Origin of the sequence: Streptomyces sp. NPDC014727, assembly GCF_043083485.1 — a bacterium.
GTDB lineage: Bacteria > Actinomycetota > Actinomycetes > Streptomycetales > Streptomycetaceae > Streptomyces.
The window spans coordinates 164,772-191,036 of record NZ_JBIBYR010000015.1 but is presented as its reverse complement, the minus strand read 5'-3'; the positions used below and the strand labels follow the sequence as shown (position 1 = coordinate 191,036).

The window sequence follows — 26,265 nt, the reverse complement described above, 5'->3', positions numbered from 1 at the left end:
TCTTACTTCTCCTTCTTGGCGCCGTAGCGGCTGCGGGCCTGCTTGCGGTTCTTGACACCCTGGGTGTCAAGGGAGCCGCGGATGATCTTGTAACGAACACCCGGCAGGTCCTTCACACGGCCACCACGCACGAGCACGATGGAGTGCTCCTGCAGGTTGTGTCCCTCACCCGGGATGTAGGCCGTGACCTCGATACCGGAGGTCAGACGCACACGCGCGACCTTACGGAGTGCCGAGTTCGGCTTCTTCGGGGTGGTCGTGAACACACGCGTGCAGACGCCGCGGCGCTGGGGCGAACCCTCAAGTGCGGGCGTCTTGTTCTTCTCGACCTTGTCCTGCCGGCCCTTCCGGACCAGCTGCTGGATCGTAGGCACTACTTCTCCGGTTTCTGTGTGCCGTTCGTGAAACTAACCTGGAACGTCACCGACCCACGCGGTCGGGTGTGTCGAATGCTGCAGGCTCCTGCCGCAAGGCAGAAGGGGGCGCAGATTGCGGTGGCCGTTGGCGGACTCGCCATGCGGTTGAGGACACGCACACGAGCCCAGGCACACCCCAGGCACAAGGTCTGAGCGTACCTACCTCGTCGACTCCGGTCAAAACAAATCCTGTCCACCGGGACACGCCGACGTTCTGCTCCGCAACTGCGACTACCTCCGCCGCCCCTTCGAACCGAGGCAATCGCCCGGCCTCAATCCCTTTGTTCACGGTTCAGCCCGTGGCGATTCAAGTAGCTCCTGATCAGCAGAAGATCCTCGCGGTCCTTACAGCGATCAGATCTTTCCTTCCAGGCGGCCACCTCAAGGAGCGGGCAAAACGGTATGCCCTGAATCAGTTCGGCGCCTTCGATCAGTTCGTCCGGCCCTGCGGAACCGGGCAGCCAGCGATCGAAGACTTCCAGGCAGCCATCGAAGAGCAGCACCATACGGCCGTACCCGGACGGTGCCGCCACGGGCTCGGACAGGCTGACGGCAAGCTTCCAAGCCGCTCCCCTGGCCACCACGTCCAGGTCTCCCACAGCCTCCCTGAGCCCATGGGCCAGCAACGGTCCGCTGCCCGCGACGACATAGTCACCGAGCGCCAGATCGAGGGTCAGGAGCTTCCGAACGAGTGGATGCTCGGTCAGATCCAAAAGCCCTCCTCCTAGAGGACAGGCAGCCCGACCGCGGAACGAGCAGCCATGCCCATCGCCAGGGACGCGATGACACTGGCCAGCGTACCGATGAGGAAGTATTCCGAGGCGTGCTTCCCGTGGTCGTTCGTCGGTACGCGCGCCAGGGACTTGGCCGCCAGGACCAGAGCTGCGGCTTCGGGCTGGCCGGCGGCGATAAAGACGAACAGAAGTCCGCGCTCCAGCAGCCCGATGTTCTTACTGCCGCTCATGAAATCCAGAGCCTTGCTCTTTTCCGGCCCGTCCGGCATCGACTCGACTTCGGCGCACACCGGGGCCGTGGCCGCCTTGGCCAGTGATCCTCCGCCGAACACCGCGAGAAGAAGTGCAGACAGGAAGATCGCCACTCGGTCGCTGTGCAGCAGAGCTCTGCCGAGGATGGTGGTTGTCCCGCCCGCAGTCCACAACGCGAGCAACACGGCGACGCACAAAAGGACCGCCCCCGCACGTCTCGTTGCCGGTGAAGAACTCGTACTCAAGGGAAATGTGAGAGAGAAGCCGGGCGACGGCATCGCAGTCGACTGATGGAACAGGACCGAACCGCAGGCGAGCAGAACAGCGGCGACAAAGGCCGCCCAGGGTCTCGTCTCATGTGTGTACGGAGCAATGCTGTACACGCTGTAGACGGCCACGAAGGAAACCGTCAGCCAGGGACGGCTTCGCTGCCACCCTGATCCCCACGGCATCGATAACGCCGCCGAGATTCCGAAGAAGACACGTGCTGTCTCCACGCCCGCCCCCCGTGCTCCGCTTGTCAGAACCCATGATCAGGACCGGACACTACCCCGGGCGGCCCCCTGCACACCGAGGCTTCACCGAACCGGTGCACACGCCGGAGGGCGACCACCCCGTGCGTACGGGATGGCCGCCCTCCGGTCGTTCAGGCGACTCGCTTACTGGTTGTACGGACCGTAGTCGTAGTCCTCCAGCGGAACGGCCTGGCCGGAGCCCGTGCCGAACGGCGAGTAGTCGATGTCGTCGTAGCCGACGGCCGAGTACATCGCGGCCTTGGCCTCCTCGGTCGGCTCGACCCGGATGTTGCGGTAGCGGGACAGGCCCGTACCGGCCGGGATGAGCTTACCGATGATGACGTTCTCCTTGAGGCCGATCAGGGAGTCCGACTTGGCGTTGATCGCCGCGTCGGTCAGAACCCTGGTCGTCTCCTGGAAGGACGCCGCCGACAGCCACGACTCGGTGGCGAGCGAGGCCTTGGTGATACCCATCAGCTGCGGACGGCCGGAGGCGGGGTGACCGCCCTCGGTGACCACACGACGGTTCTCGGTCTCGAACTTCGAGCGCTCGACGAGCTCGCCCGGCAGCAGTTCCGCGTCGCCGGACTCGATGATCGTCACACGGCGCAGCATCTGCCGGATGATGATCTCGATGTGCTTGTCGTGGATCGACACACCCTGCGAGTTGTAGACCTTCTGGACCTCGCCGACCAGGTGGACCTGGACGGCGCGCTGGCCGAGGATCCGCAGCACGTCGTGCGGGTTGGTGGCACCCACGGTGAGCTTCTGGCCCACCTCGACGTGGTCGCCCTCGCCCACCAGCAGACGGGCACGCTTCGAGATCGGGAACGCCGTCTCGTCGCTGCCGTCGTCCGGGGTGACGACGATCTTCTTGGTCTTCTCGGTCTCCTCGATACGGACGCGGCCGGCCGCCTCCGAGATCGGGGCGACACCCTTGGGCGTACGGGCTTCGAAGAGCTCGACGACTCGGGGCAGACCCTGGGTGATGTCGTCACCGGCCACACCACCGGTGTGGAAGGTACGCATCGTCAGCTGGGTACCGGGCTCACCGATGGACTGGGCGGCGATGATGCCGACCGCCTCACCGATGTCGACCAGCTTGCCGGTGGCGAGCGAGCGTCCGTAGCAGAAGGCACAGGTGCCGACCGCGGACTCACAGGTCAGGACCGAACGGGTCTTGACCTCCTCGACTCCGGCGCCCACCAGGGCGTCGATCAGAACGTCACCGAGGTCGACGTTGGCAGGCGCGATGACCTTGCCGTCGACGACGACGTCCTCGGCGAGCATGCGGGCGTAGACCGAGGTCTCGACGTCCTCCGTCTTGCGGAGCACGCCGTCCGCACCCTTGACGGCGATCTTCAGCTTCAGGCCGCGGTCGGTGCCGCAGTCCTCCTCGCGAATGATCACGTCCTGCGAGACGTCCACCAGACGACGGGTCAGGTAACCCGAGTCGGCGGTACGCAGGGCGGTGTCCGCCAGACCCTTACGGGCACCGTGCGTGGAGATGAAGTACTCCAGAACGGTGAGGCCCTCACGGAAGGACGCCTTGATGGGACGCGGGATCGTCTCGTTCTTGGCGTTGGACACCAGACCACGCATACCGGCGATCTGACGCATCTGCATCATGTTTCCTCGGGCACCCGAGTCAACCATCATGAAGATGGGGTTCGTCTTGGGGAAGTTCGCGTTCATCGCCTCGGCGACCTCGTTGGTCGCCTTGGTCCAGATCGCGATGAGTTCCTGCGTGCGCTCGTCCTTGGTGATCAGACCGCGCTCGTACTGCTTCTGGACCTTCTCGTCCTGCGCCTCGTAGCCGGCGACGATCGCCTTCTTGGCCTCGGGGACCACGACGTCGGAGATGGCCACGGTGACACCGGAACGGGTCGCCCAGTAGAAGCCCGCCGCCTTCAGGTTGTCGAGCGTCGCCGCCACGATGACCTTGGGGTAGCGCTCGGCGAGGTCGTTGACGATCTCGGAGAGCTGCTTCTTGCCGACGGAGTAGTCGACGAACGGGTAGTCCTCGGGCAGCAGCTCGTTGAAGAGCGCGCGGCCCAGCGACGTACGCAGCCGGAACGTGTCGCCCTGCTGGTACTCCTGCTCGCCCTCCTCGGCGACCGGCGGCACCCAGCCGCGCGGCGGGATGGTGCCCACCGGGAAGCGGATGTCGACCTTCGCCTGGAGCGACAGCTCCCGGGCGTCGAAGGCCATGATCGCCTCGGCCGTGGAACCGAAGGAACGGCCCTGTCCGACGACGTTGCGCTCCTCCTCGTCCGTGGTGAGGAAGAACAGGCCCAGCACCATGTCCTGGGTCGGCATGGTGACGGGACGGCCGTCGGCCGGCTTCAGGATGTTGTTCGAGGACAGCATCAGGATGCGGGCCTCGGCCTGCGCCTCCGCGGAGAGCGGCAGGTGCACGGCCATCTGGTCACCGTCGAAGTCCGCGTTGAACGCGGTGCAGACGAGCGGGTGGATCTGGATGGCCTTGCCCTCGACCAGCTGCGGCTCGAAGGCCTGGATGCCGAGGCGGTGCAGGGTCGGTGCACGGTTCAGCAGCACCGGGTGCTCGGCGATGACCTCTTCGAGTACGTCGTACACCACGGTGCGGCCGCGCTCGACCATGCGCTTGGCCGACTTGATGTTCTGCGCGTGGTTCAGGTCGACCAGGCGCTTCATCACGAACGGCTTGAAGAGCTCCAGCGCCATGGCCTTCGGCAGACCGCACTGGTGCAGCTTGAGCTGCGGGCCGACGACGATCACGGAACGCGCGGAGTAGTCCACACGCTTACCGAGAAGGTTCTGACGGAATCGACCCTGCTTGCCCTTCAGCATGTCGCTGAGGGACTTGAGCGGGCGGTTGCCGGGACCGGTGACCGGGCGACCGCGGCGGCCGTTGTCGAACAGCGCGTCGACGGCCTCCTGCAGCATCCGCTTCTCGTTGTTCACGATGATCTCGGGGGCACCGAGGTCGAGAAGACGCTTCAGGCGGTTGTTGCGGTTGATCACACGGCGGTACAGGTCGTTCAGGTCGGAGGTCGCGAAGCGGCCACCGTCCAGCTGCACCATCGGACGCAGGTCCGGCGGGATGACCGGCACGCAGTCGAGCACCATGCCCTTGGGCTTGTTGCTGGTCTGCAGGAACGCGGAGACGACCTTCAGGCGCTTGAGCGCGCGGGTCTTCTTCTGGCCCTTGCCGGTACGGATGATCTCGCGGAGGCGCTCGGCCTCCTCGTCGAGGTCGAACGACTCCAGGCGCTTCTGCAGAGCGGCGGCGCCCATGCAGCCGTCGAAGTACGTGCCGAAGCGGTCACGCAGCTCGCGGTAGAGCAGCTCGTCGCCCTCCAGGTCCTGGACCTTGAGGTTCTTGAAGCGGCTCCACACCTCGTCGAGGCGGTCGATCTCGCGCTGCGCGCGGTCGCGCAGCTGCTTCATCTCACGCTCGGCGCCCTCGCGCACCTTGCGGCGCACATCGGCCTTGGCGCCCTCGGCCTCCAGCTCGGCCAGGTCGGTCTCGAGCTTCTTGGCGCGGGCCTCGAGGTCGGCGTCGCGGCGGTTCTCGATCTGCTGACGCTCGACGGAGACGTGCGCCTCCAGCGAGGGCAGGTCGCGCGTGCGGCGCTCCTCGTCCACGAACGTGATCATGTACGCGGCGAAGTAGATGACCTTCTCAAGGTCCTTCGGCGCGAGGTCGAGCAGGTAGCCCAGGCGCGACGGGACGCCCTTGAAGTACCAGATGTGGGTGACGGGAGCGGCAAGCTCGATGTGGCCCATGCGCTCACGGCGCACCTTGGCGCGCGTGACCTCGACGCCACAGCGCTCACAGATGATGCCCTTGAAGCGGACACGCTTGTACTTGCCGCAGTAGCACTCCCAGTCCCGGGTCGGACCGAAGATCTTCTCGCAGAAGAGTCCGTCCTTTTCGGGCTTGAGCGTGCGGTAGTTGATGGTCTCCGGCTTCTTCACTTCGCCGTGCGACCAGGTCCGGATGTCGTCCGCGGTGGCAAGGCCGATCCGCAGCTCGTCGAAGAAGTTGACGTCGAGCACTTGTCGTCAATCCCTCTTTCGGGGGTTCGAGCCCCCTCGCGTCACGCGAGAAAATGGGGCACTTCAGCAATGGTCTGAACGGGTCCGGGGAGAGCCGGCCGGATCACAGGGATCCGGCCGGCCAACCCGTCAGACCTCTTCGACGCTGCTCGGCTCGCGCCGGGACAGGTCGATACCGAGCTCCTCCGCCGCGCGGAAGACGTCCTCGTCCGTGTCGCGCATCTCGATGGACATGCCGTCCGAGGACAGCACCTCCACGTTGAGGCAGAGCGACTGCATTTCCTTGATGAGCACCTTGAAGGACTCAGGGATGCCCGGCTCGGGGATGTTCTCGCCCTTGACGATGGCCTCGTAGACCTTGACGCGGCCGGTCACGTCGTCGGACTTGATCGTCAGGAGTTCCTGGAGGGCGTATGCGGCGCCGTATGCCTCAAGGGCCCACACCTCCATCTCACCGAAGCGCTGTCCACCGAACTGAGCCTTACCACCCAGCGGCTGCTGCGTGATCATGGAGTACGGGCCGGTCGAGCGCGCGTGGAGCTTGTCGTCGACCAGGTGGTGCAGCTTGAGGATGTACATGTACCCGACCGAGACCGGGTCCGGGAACGGCTCACCGGAGCGGCCGTCGAACAGCTGGGCCTTGCCGGAGGGCTGCACCAGCCGGTCGCCGTCGCGGTTCGGGATCGTGGCCTCGAAGAGACCGGAGATCTCGTCCTCGCGCGCACCGTCGAAGACGGGGGTGGCGACGTTGGTGCCGGGGGCGACCTGGTCGGCGCCGATGGCCTGCAGGCGCTTGGCCCACTCGTCACCGAGGCCGGAGACGTCCCAGCCGCGGCTGGCGAGCCAGCCGAGGTGGATCTCCAGGACCTGTCCCGGGTTCATTCGGGACGGGACACCCAGCGGGTTGAGGATGATGTCGACCGGGGTGCCGTCCTCCAGGAACGGCATGTCCTCGATCGGGAGGATCTTCGAGATGACGCCCTTGTTGCCGTGACGGCCGGCGAGCTTGTCACCATCGGTGATCTTGCGCTTCTGCGCGACGTAGACGCGGACCAGCTGGTTCACGCCCGGCGGCAGCTCGTCGCCCTCTTCGCGGTCGAAGACGCGGACGCCGATGACCTTGCCGATCTCACCGTGCGGCACCTTCAGCGAGGTGTCGCGCACCTCGCGCGCCTTCTCACCGAAGATCGCGCGGAGCAGGCGCTCCTCGGGGGTCAGCTCGGTCTCGCCCTTGGGCGTGACCTTGCCGACGAGGATGTCACCGGCGACGACCTCGGCACCGATACGGATGATGCCGCGCTCGTCGAGGTCGGCGAGGACCTCTTCGGAGACGTTCGGGATGTCCCGGGTGATCTCCTCGGGGCCGAGCTTGGTGTCACGGGCGTCGACCTCGTGCTCCTCGATGTGGATCGAGGAGAGGACGTCGTCCTGCACGAGGCGCTGCGACAGGATGATCGCGTCCTCGTAGTTGTGACCCTCCCACGGCATGAACGCCACGAGCAGGTTCTTGCCGAGGGCCATCTCACCGTTCTCGGTGGCCGGACCGTCGGCGAGGACCTGGTCGGCGACGACCCGGTCGCCCTCGGAGACGACAACCTTCTGGTTGACCGAGGTGCCCTGGTTGGAGCGCATGAACTTGGCGATGCGGTACGTGGTGTACGTGCCGTCGTCGTTGGTCACGGTGATGTAGTCCGCGGAGACCTCCTGGACCACACCGTCCTTCTCGGCCTTGAGCACGTCACCGGCGTCGGTGGCGCAGCGGTACTCCATGCCGGTGCCGACCAGCGGCGCCTCGGACTTGATCAGCGGCACCGCCTGACGCATCATGTTCGCGCCCATGAGGGCACGGTTGGCGTCGTCGTGCTCCAGGAAGGGGATCATCGCGGTGGCGACGGACACCATCTGGCGCGGCGAGACGTCCATGTAGTCGACGTCCGCGCCGGGCACGTAGTCGACCTCGCCGCCACGGCGGCGGACCAGCACGCGGGGTTCGACGAACCGGAGCTCGTCGGTCAGCGGCGCGTTGGCCTGCGCGATGACGAAGCGGTCCTCCTCGTCGGCGGTCAGGTAGTCGACCTCGTCGGTGACCTGGCCCTCGACGACCTTGCGGTACGGCGTCTCGATGAAGCCGAACGCGTTGATGCGGCCGTACGAAGCCAGCGAACCGATCAGACCGATGTTCGGGCCTTCGGGCGTCTCGATCGGGCACATGCGGCCGTAGTGCGACGGGTGCACGTCACGGACCTCGAAGCCGGCCCGCTCACGGGAGAGACCACCCGGGCCCAGCGCGTTGAGACGACGCTTGTGCGTCAGGCCCGACAGCGGGTTGTTCTGGTCCATGAACTGGGACAGCTGGCTGGTGCCGAAGAACTCCTTGATGGAGGCGACGACCGGCCGGATGTTGATCAGGGTCTGAGGCGTGATCGCCTCGACGTCCTGGGTGGTCATGCGCTCGCGCACGACGCGCTCCATACGGGCGAGACCCGTACGGACCTGGTTCTGGATCAGCTCTCCGACGTTACGGATACGACGGTTGCCGAAGTGGTCGATGTCATCGGTCTCGACCATGATCGAGCGACCGGACTCGCCGACCGTCTCGGTCTCACCGGCGTGCAGCTTCACCAGGTACTTGATGGTGGCGATGACGTCGTCGGTGGTGAGGACCCCGGCGTCCAGCGGCTCGTTGGCGCCGAGCTTCTTGTTCACCTTGTAGCGGCCGACCTTCGCGAGGTCGTAGCGCTTCGGGTTGAAGTAGAGGTTCTCCAGCAGTGTCTGGGCGGCCTCGCGCGTGGGCGGCTCGCCCGGACGCAGCTTGCGGTAGATGTCGAGCAGCGCGTCGTCCTGGCCCTGGGTGTGGTCCTTCTCCAGGGTGGCGCGCATGGACTCGTACTCGCCGAACTCCTCCAGGATCTGCTCGGTCGTCCAACCGAGAGCCTTGAGCAGAACGGTCACGGACTGCTTGCGCTTGCGGTCGATGCGCACACCGACCATGTCGCGCTTGTCGATCTCCATCTCCAGCCAGGCACCCCGGGACGGGATGATCTTGGCGGAGAAGATGTCCTTGTCGGACGTCTTGTCGATGGAGGAGTCGAAGTAGACACCGGGCGAACGGACGAGCTGCGACACCACGACACGCTCGGTGCCGTTGATGACGAAGGTGCCCTTGTTCGTCATGAGCGGGAAGTCGCCCATGAAGACCGTCTGAGACTTGATCTCACCGGTCTCGTTGTTGGTGAACTCGGCCGTGACGAAGAGCGGGGCGGCGAACGTGAAGTCGCGCTCCTTGCACTCGTCGATCGAGTTCTTCGGGGGCTCGAAGCGGTGGTCGCGGAACGTAAGCGACATCGACCCGGAGAAGTCCTCGATCGGTGAAATCTCCTCGAAGATTTCCTCCAGGCCGGACTTGGTGGGGACGTCTTGTCCACTGTCCAGAGCAGCCTCGACGCGAGCCTTCCAGGCGGCATTGCCGAGGAGCCAGTCAAAGCTCTCGGTCTGCAGCGCGAGGAGGTTCGGAACCTCGAGGGGCTCCTTGATCTTTGCAAAGGAGATGCGCAGCGGGGCGGTGCTGGCACCGTTGTTCGTATTCGCGGTCGAGGCGTTGCGCGAGGCGGCCAAGAGGGGGTCCTTCCGAGGGCTCGGACTCACTACGCGCGTACCGGTCCCAAGCTGGACACGGAGACAGAAATCCCAGGTCAGAGACGTTCGGTCATCGATGCTCAAGCGTGGGCATGCCCCTGGTGACGGGCAGGAGGCAGCTAACAGGCAGCGCAAAGGGTCAGTGTAGCCAAACGGCACACTGATGTCCAGTCGGGGTTCTCAGAGACCCACGTAGCTCTCAACAGCTGTTCTCAACACCTATGGCTAGCCCTTGCGCGCGGTGCGCTCTTCTTTACTGCCCGCTTCGCCCACGATCCATGCCTCGGATTCGGATCGATGTGACGACGCGTCCTGAGAATTGCGCGCCGCGTGCGGTTCGTCAAGGCCCCCCTGCCGGGACGAACGCCCCGAGGTTCTCACCCGGCCACCTCCCGGCACCTGTCGGCCGGCCCCGAGAGGCAACGGCGATGATCACCATACTCGTCGCCGCCGGAAGAGCAAGGCAGCCGCCGCGGGCACGCCGAAGGGCGACCACCCGGATGGGTGATCGCCCTTCGCCGTTTGACGTCCGTGCCGTGCGGCACAGGCAGTCAGGAGGAGTCAGCAGACTCCTTGAGTCACTTGACCTCGACGGAAGCGCCGGCGGCCTTGAGGGACTCGGCAGCCTTCTCGGCGGCCTCCTTGGCGACCTTCTCGAGGACCGGCTTCGGGGTGCCGTCGACGAGGTCCTTGGCCTCCTTCAGACCCAGCGAGGTCAGCTCACGCACGACCTTGATGACCTGGATCTTCTTCTCGCCGGCGCCGGTGAGGATGACGTCGAACTCGTCCTGCTCCTCGACGGCCTCAGCGGCGGCACCGGGGGCACCCGGGGCGGCAACGGCGACCGCAGCGGCGGCGGTGACGTCGAACTTCGCCTCGAAGGCCTTCACGAACTCGGAGAGCTCGATGAGGGTCATCTCTTCGAACTGCGCGAGCAGGTCGTCCTGGGACAGCTTCGCCATGATGGCGTCCTTCCACTAATTCGGCAGGTGCCGGAGTTACATGTAGGCGGGCGTACATTCGGCCCGCTGCGACCGTCGCCCTAGGGGGCGGCGATCATTGCGCGAGCCGAATTACTCGGCACCGCCCTGCTCGGCCTGCTTGGCACGAAGCGCCTCCGCGGTGCGGACGAACTTCGACGGGAGCGCCTGGAAGACCTGAGCAGCCTGAGTCTGCTTGCCCTTCATGGCGCCCGCCAGCTTGGCGAGCAGAACCTCGCGGGACTCGAGGTCCGCGAGCTTCTTGATCTCATCCGCGGTCAGTGCCTTACCGTCAAGGACACCGCCCTTGATGATGAGGTTGGGGTTCTCCTTGGCGAAGTCACGAAGACCCTTCGCCGACTCCACCGGGTCACCGGTGATGAAGGCAACCGCCGTCGGACCAGTGAACTGGTCGTCCAGCGAAGTGATCCCGGCCTCGTTGGCCGCAATCTTGGTCAGCGTGTTCTTCACCACGGCGTACTGGGCGTTCTCACCGAGCGAACGACGCAGCGTCTTGAGCTGCGCCACGGTGAGACCCCGGTACTCGGTCAGCACAGCGGCGTTCGAGCTGCGGAACTGGTCCGTCAGCTCGGCTACCGCGGCAGCCTTGTCGGGCCTTGCCATGAGCGTCGGCCTCCTTCCGGGTGATGAGGACCGCTCAGAAGGGGCCGGGAAAGACGAAACGCCCCGGCGCGGGCGCCAGGGCGTAGCTCGACCGAACGAAGTCCGGGAGCTTTCCACAGTCACCTGCGCAGGTCGCCCGTACTCAACGGATCCTTCGGTCGCTGTTCCCCCTTGCGAGAGCACAGCAACGACCAGCGGTCTTTGGCTTCTGTAGGAGGTTACGCGACCGGGGCTGCGTCGAGCAAATCCGTCCCGAAGCGGACGACGCGCCCGGGTCGTACGAGGGCTCAGGCTCCGCCGTCGGCGCCCTTCATCATCTCGGCCAGGTCCATGGTCTCGGAGGTCGGCGGGGCCTTGACCGTGACCGGCTTGTTGAAGTCCACGAACGTGATGGTCAGGTCGAGCCGGCCCTTATCGGTCGTGGACCGGGTGCGGAACTGCTTGGTGTGGTCGCTGCCGTCGATCCACATGTCCATCGAGAGCTTCTCGATGCCCATGTCCTCGTACTTCTTCAGTGCCTGTGTGCGTCGCTCGCGGGTCTCCGCGTCCTCGTCCGCGAGGGACGCACGCACGTCGGCCAGCGTGACCGTGCCGGTGTAGTGCGTCGTCCGGACGCCGTCCACGGTGGCCGGCCCGACCTTCTCGAGGTCCCTGGCGGCGCTCATCGAGGCGGACTCCTCCGCGGGATTACGGTCGGCCTGACTGGACAGACCACCCAGCGGGTCCTGCCCCGTGGACTTCTTGAGCTCGGCCATGTCCAGCTTGAGCCAGGACTTGCCGTCCATCTCGGCGGCCGCTTCCGCGCCACCGTTGATGTACATGGCATCGCCGGTGAGCCGCAGCTCGACCTCGCCGGCCTCCCCCGCGGAACCGCCCTTCATGTGCATCTGCATGGCCGGGGGCTTCATGGACATCGCCGCGGTCCCCTCCATGGTCTGCCCCTGGACCTCGCCGCTCATCCGGTACGTGAGCGACGTGATCCGACGGCTGTTGTCGGCGGCCTTCCGCACGGCGGCGGCAGGTGTCACCTCGACCGGCTTCCGCCCCGCCCGCTGGCCGTTTTCGCCGACAGCGGCCGGGCCGCTCTTCTCTCCCGTACACGCCGCCGTTCCGCACAGCAGCACTCCGGCCAGAGCAGCGACAGCGGTCCTTCTGTAAGTCGAACGCATGATCCCCCCACGGGACGTCAAAATATTAGTCAAGTCCCATGACCATAGCGGCCGGCACTGACAGCGCGCAGTCAATAAACATGGCCGATACAGCGAACGGGCCCCGCACCTTTCTCCTCCGAGGTACGGGGCCGTGCGTCGCGCCTGTCCGCGGCCGACCGGTGTGCGTCGATGCGTAGAGCGTCGGATCGGTGGCTCAGGATGCTCCCGCGCCGCTCTTCTGCTGCTGCTTCATGAGATCGGTGAAGTCGACCGTGTCGCCGGCCGGGGGCTTCTCGACCGAGACCTTCGTGCCGTAGTCGCTGTAGTACACGGTCGAATTGAGCTCGCCGGTCTTCATCTGGCCGCGCTCGGTCTTCTTGACCAGCAGATTGTTCTCGTCGACCCAGATGTCGACCGTCTCCGTGGTGATCCCGGCATCGCTCAGCTGCTTCTTCAGCTGGTCGAGCTGGTCGGCGTCCAGTGCGGAGTTCTTCGCGGTCAGTTCGGCGACGTCGACGGTGCCGGAGTAGTGCGTGGCAGAGACCCCGCGCACATCCTCCTGGCCGACCTTCTTCACGTCACCGGAGGCCAGCAGGGACTGCACGCCCTGGTCGGGGGTGGTGTTCTGCATCTGCTGCTTCATCGCCTCGCCGGAGGCACCCGCGATCTTGGCGAGGTCGGCGTAGCCGTAGTTGATCCAGTGCTTGCCACCGGCCTGCCGGGCGAACGCGTCGCCCATGTTGACGACGTAGCCGTCCTTGAAATAGCGGGCCTGCATGGTGCCCGTGCCACCGTTCTGCTTCATGGCGTCCGCCGCGCTGCCGCCGGTGTACGTGATCTCCATGGCGCCGGTGAGACCGTCGGTCCAGTCGATGGTGCCCGTCTGCTTCATGGACATGGTGGTGCCCATCCGGGTGGTGCCCTCGACCTTCGCCGACTTCTCCCCACCGGTCTTCTTCTGCACATCACGCAACGCGGCTATCGGGTCGGCCTTCACGACGCCGCTGCCGCGGCTGTCGCCCTTGCCGCTGTCCGACCCCCCGCAGGCCGCGACCGACGTAAGCGCCGCTGCCGTCGCCACCGACAGACACACGCGTCGCACGGTACTGGTCCTCATGTCAGCTTCCACCCCTCGTTCGGCTCAGTCGGATCCTCACGCTAACGCACAGCTCCGACACAGCCATCGGTTCCATACGGATACGGATACGAGGACGGGCCCCGCACCTCGAAAGGTTGCGGGGCCCGTCCATGTCACACGTGACGCGGCCTGATGCCGAGCGCGGGGGCTCAGACGGCGGCCGGGTCCTCCTCGACGAGGAGGTTGCGGGTGCGGTTGGCGTCCAGCGGGATGCCGGGGCCCATCGTGGTGGCCAGTGCGGCCTTCTTGATGTATCGGCCCTTGGCGGCGGACGGCTTCAGACGGAGGACTTCCTCCAGCGCCGCGGCGTAGTTCTCGACCAGCTTCGTGTCATCGAAGGAGACCTTGCCGATGATGAAGTGCAGGTTCGAGTGCTTGTCGACGCGGAACTCGATCTTGCCGCCCTTGATGTCGTTGACAGCCTTCGCGACATCGGGGGTGACCGTACCGGTCTTCGGGTTCGGCATCAGACCACGCGGACCGAGCACGCGGCCGAGGCGGCCGACCTTGCCCATGAGGTCCGGGGTCGCGACGACGGCGTCGAAGTCCAGACGGCCCTTCGCCACCTCGTCGATGAGCTCGTCGGCGCCGACGATGTCGGCGCCCGCGGCTTCCGCGGCCGCAGCACGGTCACCGGTCGCGAAGACCAGGACCCGGGCGGTCTTGCCGGTGCCGTGCGGGAGGTTCACGGTGCCACGGACCATCTGGTCGGCCTTGCGCGGGTCGACACCCAGACGGAAGGCGACCTCGACAGTGCCGTCGAACTTGGTGGTCGCGGTCTCCTTGGCGAGACGGACGGCCTCAAGCGGGGCGTAGAGGCGCTCCCGGTCGATCTTGGCGTCCGCAGCCCGGAGGTTCTTGCTGCGCTTCACTTCTACTCCTGTGGTTTCAGGGTGTGGAGTCGTGGTGCGGGCCAGCGCTTGGCCCTACCACTGAGGACGTGAGGGGCTGAATCAGCCTTCGACCGTGATGCCCATGGAACGGGCGGTGCCAGCGATGATCTTCGACGCGGCGTCGAGGTCGTTGGCGTTCAGGTCGGGGAGCTTCGTCGTGGCGATCTCACGGACCTGGGCTGCCGTCAGCTTGGCGACCTTGGTCTTGTGGGGCTCGCCGGAGCCCTTCTCCACGCCCGCGGCCTTGAGGATCAGCTTCGCGGCCGGCGGAGTCTTGGTGACGAAGGTGAAGGAACGGTCCTCGTAGACCGTGATCTCCACCGGCACGACCATGCCACGCTGCGACTCGGTCGCGGCGTTGTAGGCCTTGCAGAACTCCATGATGTTGACGCCGTGCTGGCCGAGCGCGGGGCCGACCGGCGGGGCCGGGTTGGCCGCACCGGCGTTGATCTGGAGCTTGATAAGCCCCGTGACCTTCTTCTTCTTGGGAGGCATTGCTCTCTCCGGGTCCTAGTGAGAGTGTTTCGCCGCCTTCCGGTCATCCGGATGGAGGCATACCGCACAACGATAACGGGTATAGCTGCGCGACCAAAAACCAAGCAGGTCAGACGGGCTTCGCAGCCGATCTGACCTGCTCGGTAGGCATGTGTCCGAAAACTGGCGGGAAGCCGCTAGTTCTTCTGGATCTGGTCGAAGCTGAGCTCGACCGGGGTCTCGCGGCCGAAGATCTCGACGAGACCCTTGACCTTCTTCGAGTCGGCGTTGATCTCGTTGATCGTCGCCTGCAGCGTTGCGAACGGGCCGTCGGTGACGGTGACCGAGTCGCCCACCTCGAAGTCGAGCACCTGCACCTCGACCTTGCGGGACGGAACCGGCTTGCCCTCGGCCTCGGCGGCTTCGCGGGCGGCCTTCTCCTCGGCCTCCGGGGCGAGCATCTTGACGATCTCGTCCAGCGTCAGCGGGTACGGGTCGTAGGCGTTGCCCACGAAGCCGGTGACGCCCGGGGTGTTACGGACGACGCCCCAGGACTCGTTCGTCAGATCCATGCGCACCAGGACGTATCCCGGGAGCTTGTTCTGGCGGACGTTCTTGCGCTCGCCGTTCTTGATCTGGACGATCTCTTCCTCGGGCACTTCGGCCTGGTAGATGAACTCCTCGACGTTGAGCGAGACGGCACGCTGTTCGAGGTTGGCCTTCACGCGCTTCTCGTAACCGGCGTACGTGTGGATGACGTACCACTCGCCGGGAAGGCCGCGAAGCTCCTCGCGCAGGGCGGTGACGGCGTCGACCGGGGCGGCCGGCTCGGCCTCTTCCCCGGCTTCCTCGTCGGCCTCGGCGGGCTCGTCGTCGTTCTCGTCGCCCTCGGAACCGGCGTCGGCCTCGGCGGCCTCGTCCTCGTCCTCGGTGTGCACGGCGGCCTGCTCGGCGGGCTCACCTGCGGCGGCGTCGGCAGCTTCGGCCTGGTCCGGCTCCTCGGCGTCCGCCGCCTCGACGATGTCGAGCTCGTCCTCGGCGGACTCGAAGGCGCCCGCCGTCGGCTCGACGGCGTCGTTCAGGTTCGGGTCAGACACGGTGGCTGCTTCTTCCTGGATACAAATGGGTGGAACTGCGAAAGGGGCGCCCATGAGGCGCCCTCCGCGGGATCAGCCGAAGACGTACTTGACGACCCGCTGGAATCCGAAGTCAATCACGGTCACCAGACCAATCATGACGACGACGAAGACAATCACCACCGAGGTGTACGTCGTCAGCTGGCTGCGAGTCGGCCAGACGACCTTGCGCAGCTCGGCGACGATTTGGCGGTAGAACAGCGCGAGGCGGCCCAGAGGGCCCTTCTTACCGCGCTTGCCGCCCTTCCGGGCCTTCTTCTTCGACTCCGGTACTTCATCCTCGGCATCAGGCATGTCGATGGAGCCCACGGCGTCCGTCACGCTACTCACCTGATTCCGGGTCATGGCCGTGCCGCGCCCGGTGGAGCCGCACGGCGGTGCATTGAAGTACGTACATGCGCACACATCCTGGCGAAGGAGTGTGTAGCAGGGCCGGAGGGACTTGAACCCCCAACCGCTGGTTTTGGAGACCAGTGCTCTACCAATTGAGCTACGACCCTTTGTGGTTTCCACCAACCTACCGCATCTTCCCGGATGTCCGGGTGCGAGAACGGTGCGGCGGGTGAAGGCCAACGACAGGTGAGTGTACGTGTTCAGCGGCCCGGCGTCGAACAGATAGCTCCCGACCACTCCTGGTCGCATGTTGTCCGCATGGTGTCCGAGTCCTGTCCGGTCCCTGAAACCGCTGTGCCGACAGGGATCACGGTCTGGGACCATGGGGGTCATGAGCGCTGCAACTTCTCCGTCCGAGCGCCGGGTCTCCGCCCGCATCGGTGCCATCTCCGAGTCCGCCACCCTCGCCGTCGACGCCAAGGCCAAGGCCCTCAAGGCCGCCGGCCGTCCGGTGATCGGTTTCGGGGCCGGTGAGCCCGACTTCCCGACCCCCGGTTACATCGTCGAGGCCGCGGTCGAGGCCTGCCGCAACCCCAAGTACCACCGCTACACCCCGGCGGGCGGGCTCCCGGAGCTCAAGGCCGCCATCGCGGAGAAGACGCTGCGCGACTCCGGCTACGAGGTCGACGCCTCCCAGATCCTGGTGACGAACGGCGGCAAGCAGGCCATCTACGAGGCCTTCGCCGCGATCCTCGACCCGGGCGACGAGGTCATCGTCCCGGCCCCGTACTGGACCACCTACCCCGAGTCGATCCGGCTGGCCGGCGGTGTCCCGGTGGAGGTCGTGGCCGACGAGACCACCGGTTACCGGGTCTCCGTCGAGCAGCTGGAGGCGGCGCGCACCGAGCGTACGAAGGTCGTCCTGTTCGTCTCCCCGTCGAACCCGACCGGTGCCGTGTACAGCGAGGCCGACGCCGAGGCGATCGGCCGCTGGGCCGTCGAGCACGGCCTGTGGGTGCTGACCGACGAGATCTACGAGCACCTCGTGTACGGCGACGCGAAGTTCACCTCGCTGCCCGCGATCGTGCCCGAGCTGCGCGACAAGTGCATCGTGGTCAACGGCGTCGCCAAGACGTACGCGATGACCGGCTGGCGGGTGGGCTGGATCGTCGGCCCGAAGGACGTCGTCAAGGCCGCGACCAACCTGCAGTCGCACGCCACGTCCAACGTCTCCAACGTGGCCCAGGTCGCCGCGCTGGCCGCAGTCTCCGGCAGCCTGGACGCGGTCGCCGAGATGCGGACCGCGTTCGACCGGCGCCGACAGACCATCGTCCGGATGCTCAACGAGATCGACGGCGTGCTCTGCCCCGAGCCCGAGGGCGCGTTCTACGCCTACCCCTCGGTGAAGGAACTGCTCGGCAAGGAGATCCGCGGCAAGCGCCCGGCCACTTCGGTCGAGCTGGCGGCGCTGATCCTGGACGAGGCCGAGGTCGCGGTCGTACCGGGCGAGGCCTTCGGTACACCGGGCTACCTGCGGCTCTCGTACGCCCTGGGCGACGACGACCTCGTCGAGGGCGTCTCGCGGCTCCAGAAGCTGCTGGGCGAGGCCAAGGCCTGACGCGTCCTGATTCCAGTGGGCGACCCCCCGGCTCCGGCCGGGGGGTCGCTTTCTTGTTCGGTGGCCAACTCGATAGGAAAAGCGGCTACCGCTGGACCCCACGCGTGCGGCAGGATCTTGGAATGGAGCGTGACGTACGGCTGTTGCCCAAGGCCCACCTGCACCTGCATTTCACCGGGTCGATGCGGCCCACGACCCTGCTCGAACTCGCCGACAAGTACGGCGTGCATCTGCCGGAGGCCCTGACCGGCGGCGGGCCGCCCAGGCTGCGGGCCACGGACGAGCGCGGGTGGTTCCGCTTCCAGCGGCTCTACGACATCGCCCGGTCGTGCCTGAGGTCCGCCGAGGACATCCAGCGGCTCGTGCGCGAGACGGCCCAGGAGGACGTCGCGGACGGCTCGGGCTGGCTGGAGATCCAGGTCGACCCCACTTCGTACGCCCCGCTGCTCGGCGGGCTGATCCCGGCGATCGAGATCATCCTGGACGCGGTGGACAGCGCGTCGCGGGAGACCGGTCTGCCGATCCGGGTGGTGATCGCGGCGAACCGGATGAAGCATCCGCTGGACGCCCGGACGCTGGCCCGGCTCGCCGTGCGGTACGCGGACCGGGGGGTGGTCGGATTCGGGCTCTCCAACGACGAGCGGCGCGGGATGGCCCGGGACTTCGACCGGGCCTTCGCCATCGCCCGCGACGGCGGGCTGCTGGCGGCCCCGCACGGCGGCGAACTGGCCGGTCCTTCGAGCGTGCGGGACTGTCTGGACGATCTCGACGCGGCCCGGATCGGGCACGGTGTACGGGCCGCAGAGGACCCGCGGCTGCTGCGCAAGCTGGCGGAGCGCGGGGTGACCTGCGAGGTGTGCCCGGCGTCGAACGTGGCACTGGGCGTCTACGAGAAGCCCGCCGACGTACCCCTGCGCACACTGTTCGAGGCCGGGGTGCCGATGGCACTGGGCGCGGACGACCCCCTGCTCTTCGGCTCCCGGCTGGCCGCACAGTACGACCTCGTACGGCGCCACCACACGTTCACGGACGAGGAACTGGCGGAACTGGCCCGGCAGTCGGTGCGGGGCTCCGCGGCCCCGGCCGCGGTCCGGGCGGAACTCCTGACCGGCATCGACGACTGGCTTTCGAAGCCGGCAGGGGGATCCAGCCAGAGCCTCTCGACAACGAGCCCGGCGAGCCCGGCATGATCCGAACGAGCGGCCATGGCGCCTCTCGTTCCGGTGCCCCGGCATCCGGCCCGGTCTACATGCCCACCCCTCGCATCAGCACCCCGGCCACGGACGCGGCGAAGTCGTCGAGGGGCTGCGGCGGTGCTCCGGCCTCCGTGGCCTCGTAGGCGAACGCCCGCTGCGCACAGGCCCCCAGGAGCAGTGAGGCGGCCGCGTACGTGTCCGCGTCGGCTCGTACCCGTCCGGCGGCCTGCTCGGAGCGCAGATAGGCGTCCAGGCCGCGGATGGGCATGTGCGGGCCGGTGCCCAGCTCCCGCATCGCCGCGTTGTGGCGTTCCTTGAGCGTGGGCTCGGCGTACAGCGAGGCGGCGATCGGGAAGCTCTGCTCGTAGAAGAGGGCCGCTTGGCGGGCGATCTCGGTGAGGTTCTGCTCGACGGTCCGCTCCCCCGCCCCCGGGCTCGCGATGAGCCGCTTCAGCAGCGGGTTGAGTCTGGGCAACCGTTCCTTGAGCACGGCCACGAACAGTTCCTCCTTGCTCGGGAAGTGCTTGTAGAGCGCGGCCTCCGAGCAGCCGGCGGCTCTGGCGATCTCCTTGGTGGTGGCGCGGGCCAGGCCGATGGTGAGCATCAGCTGATGGGCGGCGTCGACGATGCGGACGCGGGCCGGCTTCTGCTCCATGTGGACTCCAGTGAAGCTTGACGAGGTGGTGAGTATCCGCTCACCCTAGGGGTAAGTGAATACTTACCCACCCCCAGGAGGGTGCGCAATGAGGATCACAGTGTTCGGCGCGACGGGCGGCGTCGGTCAGGAGATCGTCCGCCAGGCGGTGGCGGCGGGGCACGAGGTGACGGCGGTGGTGCGCGATCCGGCGCGGCTGCAGGTCCCGCTCTCCGACGTACAGGTCCACACGGCAGCACGCATCGACGATCCGGAAGCACTGCGCGAGACGGTCGCGGGCCGGGACGCGGTGCTCTCCGGACTCGGCTCGCGCGGCCGTAGGGCCGACGGCGTCGCGGAACGGCTCACCGGGTCGGTGCTGCGGGCGATGGAGGCCGAGGGGACGCGGCGGCTGGTCGTGGTCAGCGCCGCCCCGGTCGGACCCCGGCCCGCCGACGACCCGCTGCCGGACCGGCTGATCCGCAAGGTCGTCGGAGCGATCCTCAAAGAGGTCTACGAGGACCTGACGCTGATGGAGGCCGCGCTGGCCCGGAGCGCGACGGACTGGACGTCCGTACGGCCGCCGAAGCTCACCAACGGGCCTCTGACGGGGAAGTACCGGACCGTCGTCGGCGGCAGTCCACGCGGTGGCCGGACCATCTCACGGGCCGATGTGGCGCACGCGATGCTGGCGCTGATCGACGATCCGGCCGCGGTGAAGCAGGGCGTGGGCGTGGCGTACTGAGCGGCGAGGCGGTGCACCGGGCGGGCGAGCCCGGAACGATCCGGACGAGAGGCCCCGGCCACAGCACTAGTAGAGGCTCACGCCGACCGTCACGGGTTCATTGACGAGCGTGACGCCGAAGGCCTCGTGGACCCCGGCGACGACCTCACGGGCGAGCGCGAGCAGGTCCTCGGTGGTCGCGCCGCCGCGGTTGGTGAGTGCGAGGGTGTGCTTGGTGGAGATACGGGCCGGGCCGGTGCCGTATCCCTTGGTGAAGCCGGCCTTGTCGATGAGCCAGGCCGCGGAGGTCTTGGTGCGCCCTCCGTCCGCGGGGAAGGCGGGGGGCGTCACCTCGGGACCGAGCCGGTCCTTGGCGCGGGCGAGGAACGTCTCGTACTCCGCCTGCTCCAGGATCGGATTGGTGAAGAAGGAGCCGGCCGACCAGGAGTCGTGGTCCTCGGGGTCCAGCACCATGCCTTTGCCGGCGCGGAGCCTGAGCACCGTTTCGCGGGCGGCCGCGACGGGCACGCGCTCGCCTTGCTCGACGCCCATGACACGGGCCGTTTCGGGGTACTTCAGGGGCGCGGACAGACCGCCTGCGTCTTCCAGTTCGAAGCGGACACGCAGCACCACGAAACGGTCGGGTTCAGCCTTGAAGCGACTGTGCCGGTACGAGAACACGCACTCGGCGTTCGGAACGGTGACCGTTTCACGGGTGCAGCGGTCGTAGGCGACGACCTCGGTGATCGTGGAGGACACTTCCTGGCCGTAGGCGCCGACGTTCTGGATCGGCGTCGCACCCGCGGATCCCGGAATTCCGGCCAGACACTCGATGCCGGCGAGACCTGCTTCGACGGAGCGCGCCACGGCGTCCGTCCAGATCTCTCCGGCGGCCAGTTCCAGCGTCGTGCCGTCCAGAGCGAAGCCCTTGGTCGCGATGCGCAGAGCCGTACCGTCGAAGCCCTTGTCGCCGATGACCAGATTGCTGCCGCCGCCGATGACGAGGAGCGGGGTGCCGCTGTCGTCGGCCTCGCGCACGGCTTCGATCACCTCGGCGTCGGTCGTCGCCGTGAGGAGTCGGGCGGCGGGGCCGCCGAGCCGGAAGGTGGTCAGGGGGGCGAGGGGGGCGTCGTGGAGTTCCTGCACGGGCACAAGAGTACGGTCCGTGGCCCCGCCACTCGGGCGGGGCCACGGACCGTGCGCACGGGACCGCGGTTCAGGCGGCCGCGGGGACACGCTCCCCGGCGGCCTCGGGCTCCGGGACCGGGGCGTTGCGGTGGCCCGGTATCAGCAGGGCGACGAGGGCGGCCGGCGCCACCGCGCCGACGCCGCCGACCATCAGTCCGGGCAACTGACTTGGTCAAGTGAGGGATCCCGGCCGCGACGGGCGCATGGGCAGGGCAGGCCCATGGGCAGGACGGGCGCATGCGTGAGGGGCACCGTCCCATGGACAGTGCCCCTCACGTCGCATTCGGCGGCCTCAGCCGAGCTGCACCACGGCGCGGGACATGCCCAGCACCTTCTTGCCCTCGCTCATGACCGTCAGATCCACCCGCACCCGCTTGTCGTCCAGCAGGGCGGCCACCTTGCCCCCGACCTCGATCAGGGCGCCCTCGTCGTCGTTCGGGACGACGACCGGCTTGGTGAAGCGGACCCCGTACTCGATGACCGCGCCCGGATCGCCGGCCCAGTCCGTGACCACCCGGATCGCCTCGGCCATGGTGAACATGCCGTGCGCGATCACGTCCGGCAGTCCGACCTCACGGGCGAACTTCTCGTTCCAGTGAATCGGGTTGAAGTCACCGGAGGCACCCGCGTACTGCACCAGCGTGGCCCGGGTCACCGGGAAGGACCGCACAGGCAGCTCCGTACCGACCTCGACCGACTCGTAAGCAACCTTCGCCGTCATCACGCCTCCTCGGCGGCGCGCGCCACCAGCTTCGTCCACGCGGTCACGACGTGCTCACCGGACTCGTCGTGGACCTCGCCACGGATGTCCAGGATGTCGTTGCCCGCCAAGGACTTGACGCCCTCGATCGTCGAGGTGACCGTCAGCCGGTCCCCCGCCCGAACGGGACGCGTGTAGGCGAACTTCTGGTCGCCGTGCACGACGCGGCTGTAGTCCAGACCCAGCTGCGGGTCCTGCACCACCTGCCCCGCGGCCTTGAAGGTGATCGAGAAGACGAACGTCGGCGGCGCGATCACATCGCTGTGACCGAGCGCCTTGGCGGCTTCGGGGTCGACGTACACCGGATTGGTGTCGCCCACCGCCTCGGCGAACTCGCGAATCTTCTCCCGGCCGACCTCGTACGGCGGAGTGGGCGGATAGGTCCGCCCCACGAAGGAATGGTCGAGCGCCATGTGCTCGCTACCTCCTGATGAAAGATGAAAAGACCGAGGGGACAGCCCCATACAACGACACGAGGCCGCCCCCGGTGGGGACGGCCTCGTGTACGAGCCTTTTTCAGCGCGTTTCGCGGTGCGCCGTGTGCGAGTTGCAGCGCGGGCAGTGCTTCTTCATCTCAAGACGGTCCGGGTTGTTGCGCCGGTTCTTCTTGGTGATGTAGTTCCGCTCCTTGCACTCCACGCAGGCCAGCGTGATCTTCGGGCGGACGTCGGTGGCAGCCACGTGAGTGCTCCTTGGACGGACGGATGGACGGATGAACGCAAAAAAGAGTAGCCGATCGAAGGACCGACCCCACAATCGGCTACCGTAAGTAGCGGTGACCGGACTTGAACCGGTGACACAGCGATTATGAGCCGCTTGCTCTACCGACTGAGCTACACCGCTTTGATGAAGAGTCCCCCCGCCGAAGCGGGGTTTCCCGATCACCAGAGCCCCAATGCGGAATCGAACCGCAGACCTTCTCCTTACCATGGAGACGCTCTACCGACTGAGCTATTGGGGCGAGCGATGAAGACATTACACGGTTGGTCGCCGATCGCCCAAATCCGTTTCGGAGCCCCGTCCGGCGACCGTGACCAGCACCCGGCCGATCCCTTGATCGACCCCTTTCCGGCCCGCCCATCAGCCGCTTGAGCAGCGCCTCGGCGACCCCATGGGCCGCCTGGGCCCCAGCAGCACACCCGTGCCACGGATCCCTCTCGGGGGCCACACCGGTACGACTATTTCGCTCCTCCTCGAACCGGACCGAACACGCCCCTAGGCTCGTCTCACTCTGCGTGATCTTGTCTTCCTTCCCAGGAGCGCGATGCCCGACAGCCAGCCGTGGCAGCCGGACGACCACGCCGCCGACGCGGCCGATGCGACCAGCAGCCCCGACACCGCCGAGACCGGCACCCTGGTGCTCTGTGGCGCCCGGCTCACCGACGGCCGCGTCGTGGACGTACGGCTCGGTGGCGGACGCATCGAGGCCGTCGGCACCGCGGGCAGCCTGACCGCCCCCGGCCCGCGGGTGGACCTGCGCGGTCACCTGCTGCTCCCCGCCCCCGCCGAACCGCACGCCCACAGCGACACCGCGCTCACCGTCGGCGGTACGGGCCCCGACACCCCGGGCCCCGTGTCGCACCGCCCCGAGGACATCCAGCGCCGCGCCACCGAGGCCGCCCTGCTGCAGCTCGGCCACGGCGCCACCGCGCTGCGCGCGCACGTACGGATCGGCTCCGTCCAGGGCCTCGCGTCCCTGGAAGCGGTACTGCGGGCCCGCGATTCGCTGCGCGGACTGGCCGAGCTGGCCCCCGTCGCCGTGCCCCGGCTGCTCACCGGCGTCGCGGGCGCCGACAATCTCGCCATGCTGCGTGAGGCGGTGAAGATGGGGGTCGGCGCGGTCGGCGGCTGCCCCGACCTCGATCCGGACCCGGCGGGGTACGTGGAAGCCGTCCTGGAGATCGCCGCCGAACAGGGCTGCCCCGTCGATCTGCACACGGACGGTGACGATCCGGCGCGGCTCGGCCGACTGGCCGCCATGTCCGGCGGGCTGCGGCCGGGCGTCTCCATCGGTCCGTGCGCCGGCCTCTCCCTGCTCCCTTCCCAGTCCTCGGCCCGAGCCGCCGACCAGCTCGCCGCGGCCGGGGTGACGGTGATCTGCCTCCCCCAGGGCGGCTGCAGCGGGGTGGAGGGCCGGGGCACCGCGCCCGTACGGCTGCTGCGCGCGGCCGGCGTCCGGGTCGCGGCGGGCAGCGGGGCGCTGCGGGACGTCGCGAACCCGGTGGGCCGCGGTGACCCGCTGGAAGCCGCCTACCTGCTGGCCTCACAGAGCGGCTTGCGCGCCGACGAGGCCTACGAGGCGGTGTCCTCGGCCGCCAGGAGGGCGATGGGGCTGCCCGAGGTCCGGGTCGAGGCGGGCTTCCCCGCCGAGCTTCTCGCCGTGCGCGGGGAGCAGCTCTCGGGCGCGCTGTCGCTCGCCTACAGCCGGGTCGTGGTGCACCGCGGCCGGGTGGTGGCACGAACGAGCGCGGTACGCGAGTACTGCGACTCGGAGACCGTCGTCGCTCTCGGCCTGCCGCGCCAGGGCCGGCCGGATTCCGGCCCCTGCGGCGGGCCCTGAGCGCGGCGACCCGCAGCGGCGTACGGTCGTGAGCATGCGCATTGTCATCGCAGGTGGACATGGTCAGATCGCGCTTCGGCTGGAGCGGCTGCTCGCCGCGGGCGGGTACGAGGCCGTCGGCGTCATCCGTAATCCCGAACAGAGCCAGGACGTCCGGGCGGCAGGCGCCGAACCGGTCGTCCTGGATCTGGAATCCGCCTCCGTCGAGGAGGTGGCGGAGGTGCTGCGCGGCGCCGACGCGGCGGTCTTCGCGGCCGGTGCGGGCCCGAACAGCGGCGCGGCACGCAAGGAGACGGTGGATCGCGGTGCGGCCGTCCTGTTCGCGGACGCGGCGGAAAGGGCAGGCGTCCGGCGCTATGTCGTGGTCTCGTCGATGGGCGCCGATCCCGACCACCCGGGGGACGAGGTCTTCGACGCGTATCTGCGGGCGAAGGGCGCCGCGGACGCGTATGTGCGCTCCAGGAGCGCACTCGACTGGACGATCCTGCGCCCCGGGATGCTGACGAACGACGCGGGCACGGGAATGGTCCTCCTGGCCGCTTCGGCGGGCCGGGGACCGGTGCCGCGCGACGACGTGGCGGCGGCGCTGGTGGAACTGCTGGAGACCCCGGCGACGGCGGGCCTCACGCTGGAGCTCATCTCGGGGAGTGTGCCGGTGGCGGTCGCGGTGAAGGACGTGGCGGGGAACTGAGGCGTTGATCCGGCTCTCCGGGGCCGCGTGCCTCGCCCCGGTCGGCGGCCCGCCCCTTCGGTTCAGCCGCCCGGCGCCGGGCGGACCGTGATGCCGTGGCGCTCCAGCAGGGCGGCGGTGACGCCGTCGCCCTCGCGGAGTTCGCCCGCGAACGTGCCGTCATAGACGCTGCCACGCCCGCAGGAAGGGCTGCGGGCCATCAGCAGCGCCTCGGTGCACCCGGCCCGCCGGGCGGCCTCCAGCGCGCGTCGAGCGCCTTCCACGAACTGCTCCGTGACGTCGTGCCCGGTGTCGTCGACGACACGGGCGCGGCCGTCGAGGACGTCGTGGCCGTCGCCGCCGACGATCTCGGCGGGGCGACGCGGGGTGGGCAGTCCGGCGGCGACCTCGGGGCAGAAGACGACGGGGCGTCGGTCCCCGAGGGACTCGGCCACAGCGGCGGAGGTCTTGGCGCGGCCGTCGAAGCGGCAGGGCACACCGTGCAGACAGGCGCTGACCAGTACAGGTTCCATGTTCACGCCCCTCCCAGCAGAAACGGCCCTCGCAGCAGGAACGCTCCTCGTGGCAG

General features: G+C 67.8%; 25 protein-coding genes and 3 tRNA genes. 5 read left to right on the top strand and 23 right to left on the bottom strand.

Annotated features, from left to right (window positions below):
- Positions 1–2: 2 nt before the first annotated feature.
- The 14 genes from rpsL to ACF1B9_RS23850 form a co-directional block, all read right to left on the bottom strand.
- On the bottom strand, positions 3–374 hold the full coding sequence (rpsL, locus tag ACF1B9_RS23915; protein WP_003948652.1) for a 30S ribosomal protein S12: 372 nt from the start codon (positions 372–374) through the stop codon (positions 3–5).
- A 314-nt stretch (positions 375–688) separates the two neighbouring features.
- Entirely contained in the window at positions 689–1,129 is a 441-nt protein-coding gene (locus ACF1B9_RS23910) for a hypothetical protein (RefSeq protein WP_391738818.1), read from the bottom strand.
- 11 nt (positions 1,130–1,140) lie between these two features.
- Complete coding sequence (locus ACF1B9_RS23905; RefSeq protein WP_391738817.1) at positions 1,141–1,800, bottom strand: hypothetical protein; 660 nt, start codon at positions 1,798–1,800, stop codon at positions 1,141–1,143.
- A 261-nt stretch (positions 1,801–2,061) separates the two neighbouring features.
- Positions 2,062–5,961, bottom strand: a complete 3,900-nt coding sequence (locus tag ACF1B9_RS23900; protein WP_351078048.1) for a DNA-directed RNA polymerase subunit beta' — start codon at positions 5,959–5,961, stop codon at positions 2,062–2,064.
- Positions 5,962–6,090: 129 nt separating this feature from the next.
- Positions 6,091–9,576: a DNA-directed RNA polymerase subunit beta gene (rpoB, locus tag ACF1B9_RS23895; RefSeq protein WP_391738816.1), complete on the bottom strand. Its 3,486-nt coding sequence runs from the start codon at positions 9,574–9,576 to the stop codon at positions 6,091–6,093.
- A 599-nt stretch (positions 9,577–10,175) separates the two neighbouring features.
- The gene (gene rplL / locus ACF1B9_RS23890) at positions 10,176–10,559 is read right to left on the bottom strand and encodes a 50S ribosomal protein L7/L12 (protein WP_362440680.1); all 384 of its coding nucleotides are present in this window, start codon (positions 10,557–10,559) and stop codon (positions 10,176–10,178) included.
- Between the two features lie 111 nt (positions 10,560–10,670).
- A complete protein-coding gene (gene rplJ / locus ACF1B9_RS23885) occupies positions 10,671–11,201 on the bottom strand; it encodes a 50S ribosomal protein L10 (protein WP_266415516.1) in 531 nt (176 codons plus the stop codon).
- A gap of 287 nt (positions 11,202–11,488) precedes the next feature.
- Entirely contained in the window at positions 11,489–12,370 is an 882-nt protein-coding gene (locus ACF1B9_RS23880; protein ID WP_391738814.1) for a DUF1396 domain-containing protein, read from the bottom strand.
- Between the two features lie 196 nt (positions 12,371–12,566).
- Positions 12,567–13,469 carry a hypothetical protein gene (locus ACF1B9_RS23875; RefSeq protein WP_391738813.1) on the bottom strand — a complete coding sequence of 301 codons (903 nt, stop codon included), beginning with the start codon at positions 13,467–13,469 and terminating at the stop codon, positions 12,567–12,569.
- A gap of 170 nt (positions 13,470–13,639) precedes the next feature.
- Positions 13,640–14,362: a 50S ribosomal protein L1 gene (gene rplA, locus ACF1B9_RS23870; protein ID WP_093897228.1), complete on the bottom strand. Its 723-nt coding sequence runs from the start codon at positions 14,360–14,362 to the stop codon at positions 13,640–13,642.
- Between the two features lie 81 nt (positions 14,363–14,443).
- On the bottom strand, positions 14,444–14,878 hold the full coding sequence (rplK, locus tag ACF1B9_RS23865; protein WP_006126872.1) for a 50S ribosomal protein L11: 435 nt from the start codon (positions 14,876–14,878) through the stop codon (positions 14,444–14,446).
- Between the two features lie 176 nt (positions 14,879–15,054).
- A complete protein-coding gene (nusG, locus tag ACF1B9_RS23860; protein WP_391738811.1) occupies positions 15,055–15,954 on the bottom strand; it encodes a transcription termination/antitermination protein NusG in 900 nt (299 codons plus the stop codon).
- A gap of 72 nt (positions 15,955–16,026) precedes the next feature.
- Positions 16,027–16,314, bottom strand: coding sequence for a preprotein translocase subunit SecE (gene secE, locus ACF1B9_RS23855; RefSeq protein WP_391738810.1), 288 nt, complete (start codon positions 16,312–16,314; stop codon positions 16,027–16,029).
- 106 nt (positions 16,315–16,420) lie between these two features.
- A tRNA-Trp gene (locus tag ACF1B9_RS23850) sits at positions 16,421–16,493 on the bottom strand.
- Between the two features lie 224 nt (positions 16,494–16,717).
- On the opposite strand from ACF1B9_RS23850, the gene ACF1B9_RS23845 reads away from it, so the two are divergent.
- Positions 16,718–17,944 carry a pyridoxal phosphate-dependent aminotransferase gene (locus tag ACF1B9_RS23845; protein WP_351078066.1) on the top strand — a complete coding sequence of 409 codons (1,227 nt, stop codon included), beginning with the start codon at positions 16,718–16,720 and terminating at the stop codon, positions 17,942–17,944.
- A gap of 122 nt (positions 17,945–18,066) precedes the next feature.
- Positions 18,067–19,134, top strand: a complete 1,068-nt coding sequence (locus ACF1B9_RS23840; RefSeq protein WP_391738807.1) for an adenosine deaminase — start codon at positions 18,067–18,069, stop codon at positions 19,132–19,134.
- A gap of 55 nt (positions 19,135–19,189) precedes the next feature.
- On the opposite strand, the gene ACF1B9_RS23835 is transcribed toward ACF1B9_RS23840, so the two are convergent.
- Positions 19,190–19,795, bottom strand: coding sequence for a TetR/AcrR family transcriptional regulator (locus tag ACF1B9_RS23835; RefSeq protein WP_391738805.1), 606 nt, complete (start codon positions 19,793–19,795; stop codon positions 19,190–19,192).
- A gap of 88 nt (positions 19,796–19,883) precedes the next feature.
- Between ACF1B9_RS23835 and ACF1B9_RS23830 the strand changes: the two genes are divergently transcribed.
- Complete coding sequence (locus tag ACF1B9_RS23830) at positions 19,884–20,519, top strand: NAD(P)-dependent oxidoreductase (protein ID WP_391738803.1); 636 nt, start codon at positions 19,884–19,886, stop codon at positions 20,517–20,519.
- Positions 20,520–20,585: 66 nt separating this feature from the next.
- On the opposite strand, the gene ACF1B9_RS23825 is transcribed toward ACF1B9_RS23830, so the two are convergent.
- From ACF1B9_RS23825 to ACF1B9_RS23795, 7 genes are all read right to left on the bottom strand, one after another.
- Positions 20,586–21,644 (bottom strand): UDP-N-acetylmuramate dehydrogenase, encoded by a 1,059-nt coding sequence (locus ACF1B9_RS23825; RefSeq protein WP_391738801.1) that lies wholly within the window; start codon positions 21,642–21,644, stop codon positions 20,586–20,588.
- Between the two features lie 70 nt (positions 21,645–21,714).
- Complete coding sequence (locus ACF1B9_RS23820) at positions 21,715–21,849, bottom strand: hypothetical protein (protein WP_391738799.1); 135 nt, start codon at positions 21,847–21,849, stop codon at positions 21,715–21,717.
- A 129-nt stretch (positions 21,850–21,978) separates the two neighbouring features.
- The gene (locus ACF1B9_RS23815) at positions 21,979–22,407 is read right to left on the bottom strand and encodes a MaoC family dehydratase (RefSeq protein WP_391738797.1); all 429 of its coding nucleotides are present in this window, start codon (positions 22,405–22,407) and stop codon (positions 21,979–21,981) included.
- Positions 22,407–22,859: a MaoC family dehydratase N-terminal domain-containing protein gene (locus tag ACF1B9_RS23810; protein ID WP_391738795.1), complete on the bottom strand. Its 453-nt coding sequence runs from the start codon at positions 22,857–22,859 to the stop codon at positions 22,407–22,409. Before ACF1B9_RS23810 ends, ACF1B9_RS23815 begins: the two co-directional genes overlap by 1 nt.
- A gap of 103 nt (positions 22,860–22,962) precedes the next feature.
- Positions 22,963–23,127, bottom strand: a complete 165-nt coding sequence (rpmG, locus tag ACF1B9_RS23805) for a 50S ribosomal protein L33 (protein WP_003956487.1) — start codon at positions 23,125–23,127, stop codon at positions 22,963–22,965.
- Between the two features lie 89 nt (positions 23,128–23,216).
- Positions 23,217–23,289 (bottom strand) — tRNA-Met (locus tag ACF1B9_RS23800).
- A gap of 45 nt (positions 23,290–23,334) precedes the next feature.
- Positions 23,335–23,407 (bottom strand) — tRNA-Thr (locus ACF1B9_RS23795).
- A gap of 303 nt (positions 23,408–23,710) precedes the next feature.
- On the opposite strand from ACF1B9_RS23795, the gene ACF1B9_RS23790 reads away from it, so the two are divergent.
- Both ACF1B9_RS23790 and ACF1B9_RS23785 read left to right on the top strand, forming a co-directional pair.
- On the top strand, positions 23,711–25,006 hold the full coding sequence (locus ACF1B9_RS23790; protein ID WP_391738793.1) for an amidohydrolase family protein: 1,296 nt from the start codon (positions 23,711–23,713) through the stop codon (positions 25,004–25,006).
- A 34-nt stretch (positions 25,007–25,040) separates the two neighbouring features.
- Entirely contained in the window at positions 25,041–25,697 is a 657-nt protein-coding gene (locus ACF1B9_RS23785; protein ID WP_391738791.1) for an SDR family oxidoreductase, read from the top strand.
- Between the two features lie 62 nt (positions 25,698–25,759).
- Here the strand turns inward: ACF1B9_RS23785 and ACF1B9_RS23780 are convergent, their stop codons facing one another.
- Complete coding sequence (locus ACF1B9_RS23780) at positions 25,760–26,209, bottom strand: DUF523 domain-containing protein (protein WP_391738789.1); 450 nt, start codon at positions 26,207–26,209, stop codon at positions 25,760–25,762.
- Positions 26,210–26,265: the final 56 nt, after the last annotated feature.

What these genes read in the sequence shown, in the direction of transcription:
- ACF1B9_RS23815 (WP_391738797.1), bottom strand. Translation starts at nt 22,407, where the DNA reads ATGACGGCGAAGGTTGCTTACGAGTCGGTCGAGGTCGGTACGGAGCTG.
- rplL (WP_362440680.1), bottom strand. Translation starts at nt 10,559, where the DNA reads ATGGCGAAGCTGTCCCAGGACGACCTGCTCGCGCAGTTCGAAGAGATG.
- ACF1B9_RS23880 (WP_391738814.1), bottom strand. Translation starts at nt 12,370, where the DNA reads ATGCGTTCGACTTACAGAAGGACCGCTGTCGCTGCTCTGGCCGGAGTG.
- ACF1B9_RS23830 (WP_391738803.1), top strand. Translation starts at nt 19,884, where the DNA reads ATGAGGATCACAGTGTTCGGCGCGACGGGCGGCGTCGGTCAGGAGATC.
- ACF1B9_RS23780 (WP_391738789.1), bottom strand. Translation starts at nt 26,209, where the DNA reads ATGGAACCTGTACTGGTCAGCGCCTGTCTGCACGGTGTGCCCTGCCGC.
- ACF1B9_RS23810 (WP_391738795.1), bottom strand. Translation starts at nt 22,859, where the DNA reads ATGGCGCTCGACCATTCCTTCGTGGGGCGGACCTATCCGCCCACTCCG.
- ACF1B9_RS23835 (WP_391738805.1), bottom strand. Translation starts at nt 19,795, where the DNA reads ATGGAGCAGAAGCCGGCCCGCGTCCGCATCGTCGACGCCGCCCATCAG.
- ACF1B9_RS23790 (WP_391738793.1), top strand. Translation starts at nt 23,711, where the DNA reads ATGCCCGACAGCCAGCCGTGGCAGCCGGACGACCACGCCGCCGACGCG.
- ACF1B9_RS23845 (WP_351078066.1), top strand. Translation starts at nt 16,718, where the DNA reads ATGAGCGCTGCAACTTCTCCGTCCGAGCGCCGGGTCTCCGCCCGCATC.
- ACF1B9_RS23785 (WP_391738791.1), top strand. Translation starts at nt 25,041, where the DNA reads ATGCGCATTGTCATCGCAGGTGGACATGGTCAGATCGCGCTTCGGCTG.
- rplJ (WP_266415516.1), bottom strand. Translation starts at nt 11,201, where the DNA reads ATGGCAAGGCCCGACAAGGCTGCCGCGGTAGCCGAGCTGACGGACCAG.
- rplK (WP_006126872.1), bottom strand. Translation starts at nt 14,878, where the DNA reads ATGCCTCCCAAGAAGAAGAAGGTCACGGGGCTTATCAAGCTCCAGATC.
- ACF1B9_RS23875 (WP_391738813.1), bottom strand. Translation starts at nt 13,469, where the DNA reads ATGAGGACCAGTACCGTGCGACGCGTGTGTCTGTCGGTGGCGACGGCA.
- ACF1B9_RS23840 (WP_391738807.1), top strand. Translation starts at nt 18,067, where the DNA reads ATGGAGCGTGACGTACGGCTGTTGCCCAAGGCCCACCTGCACCTGCAT.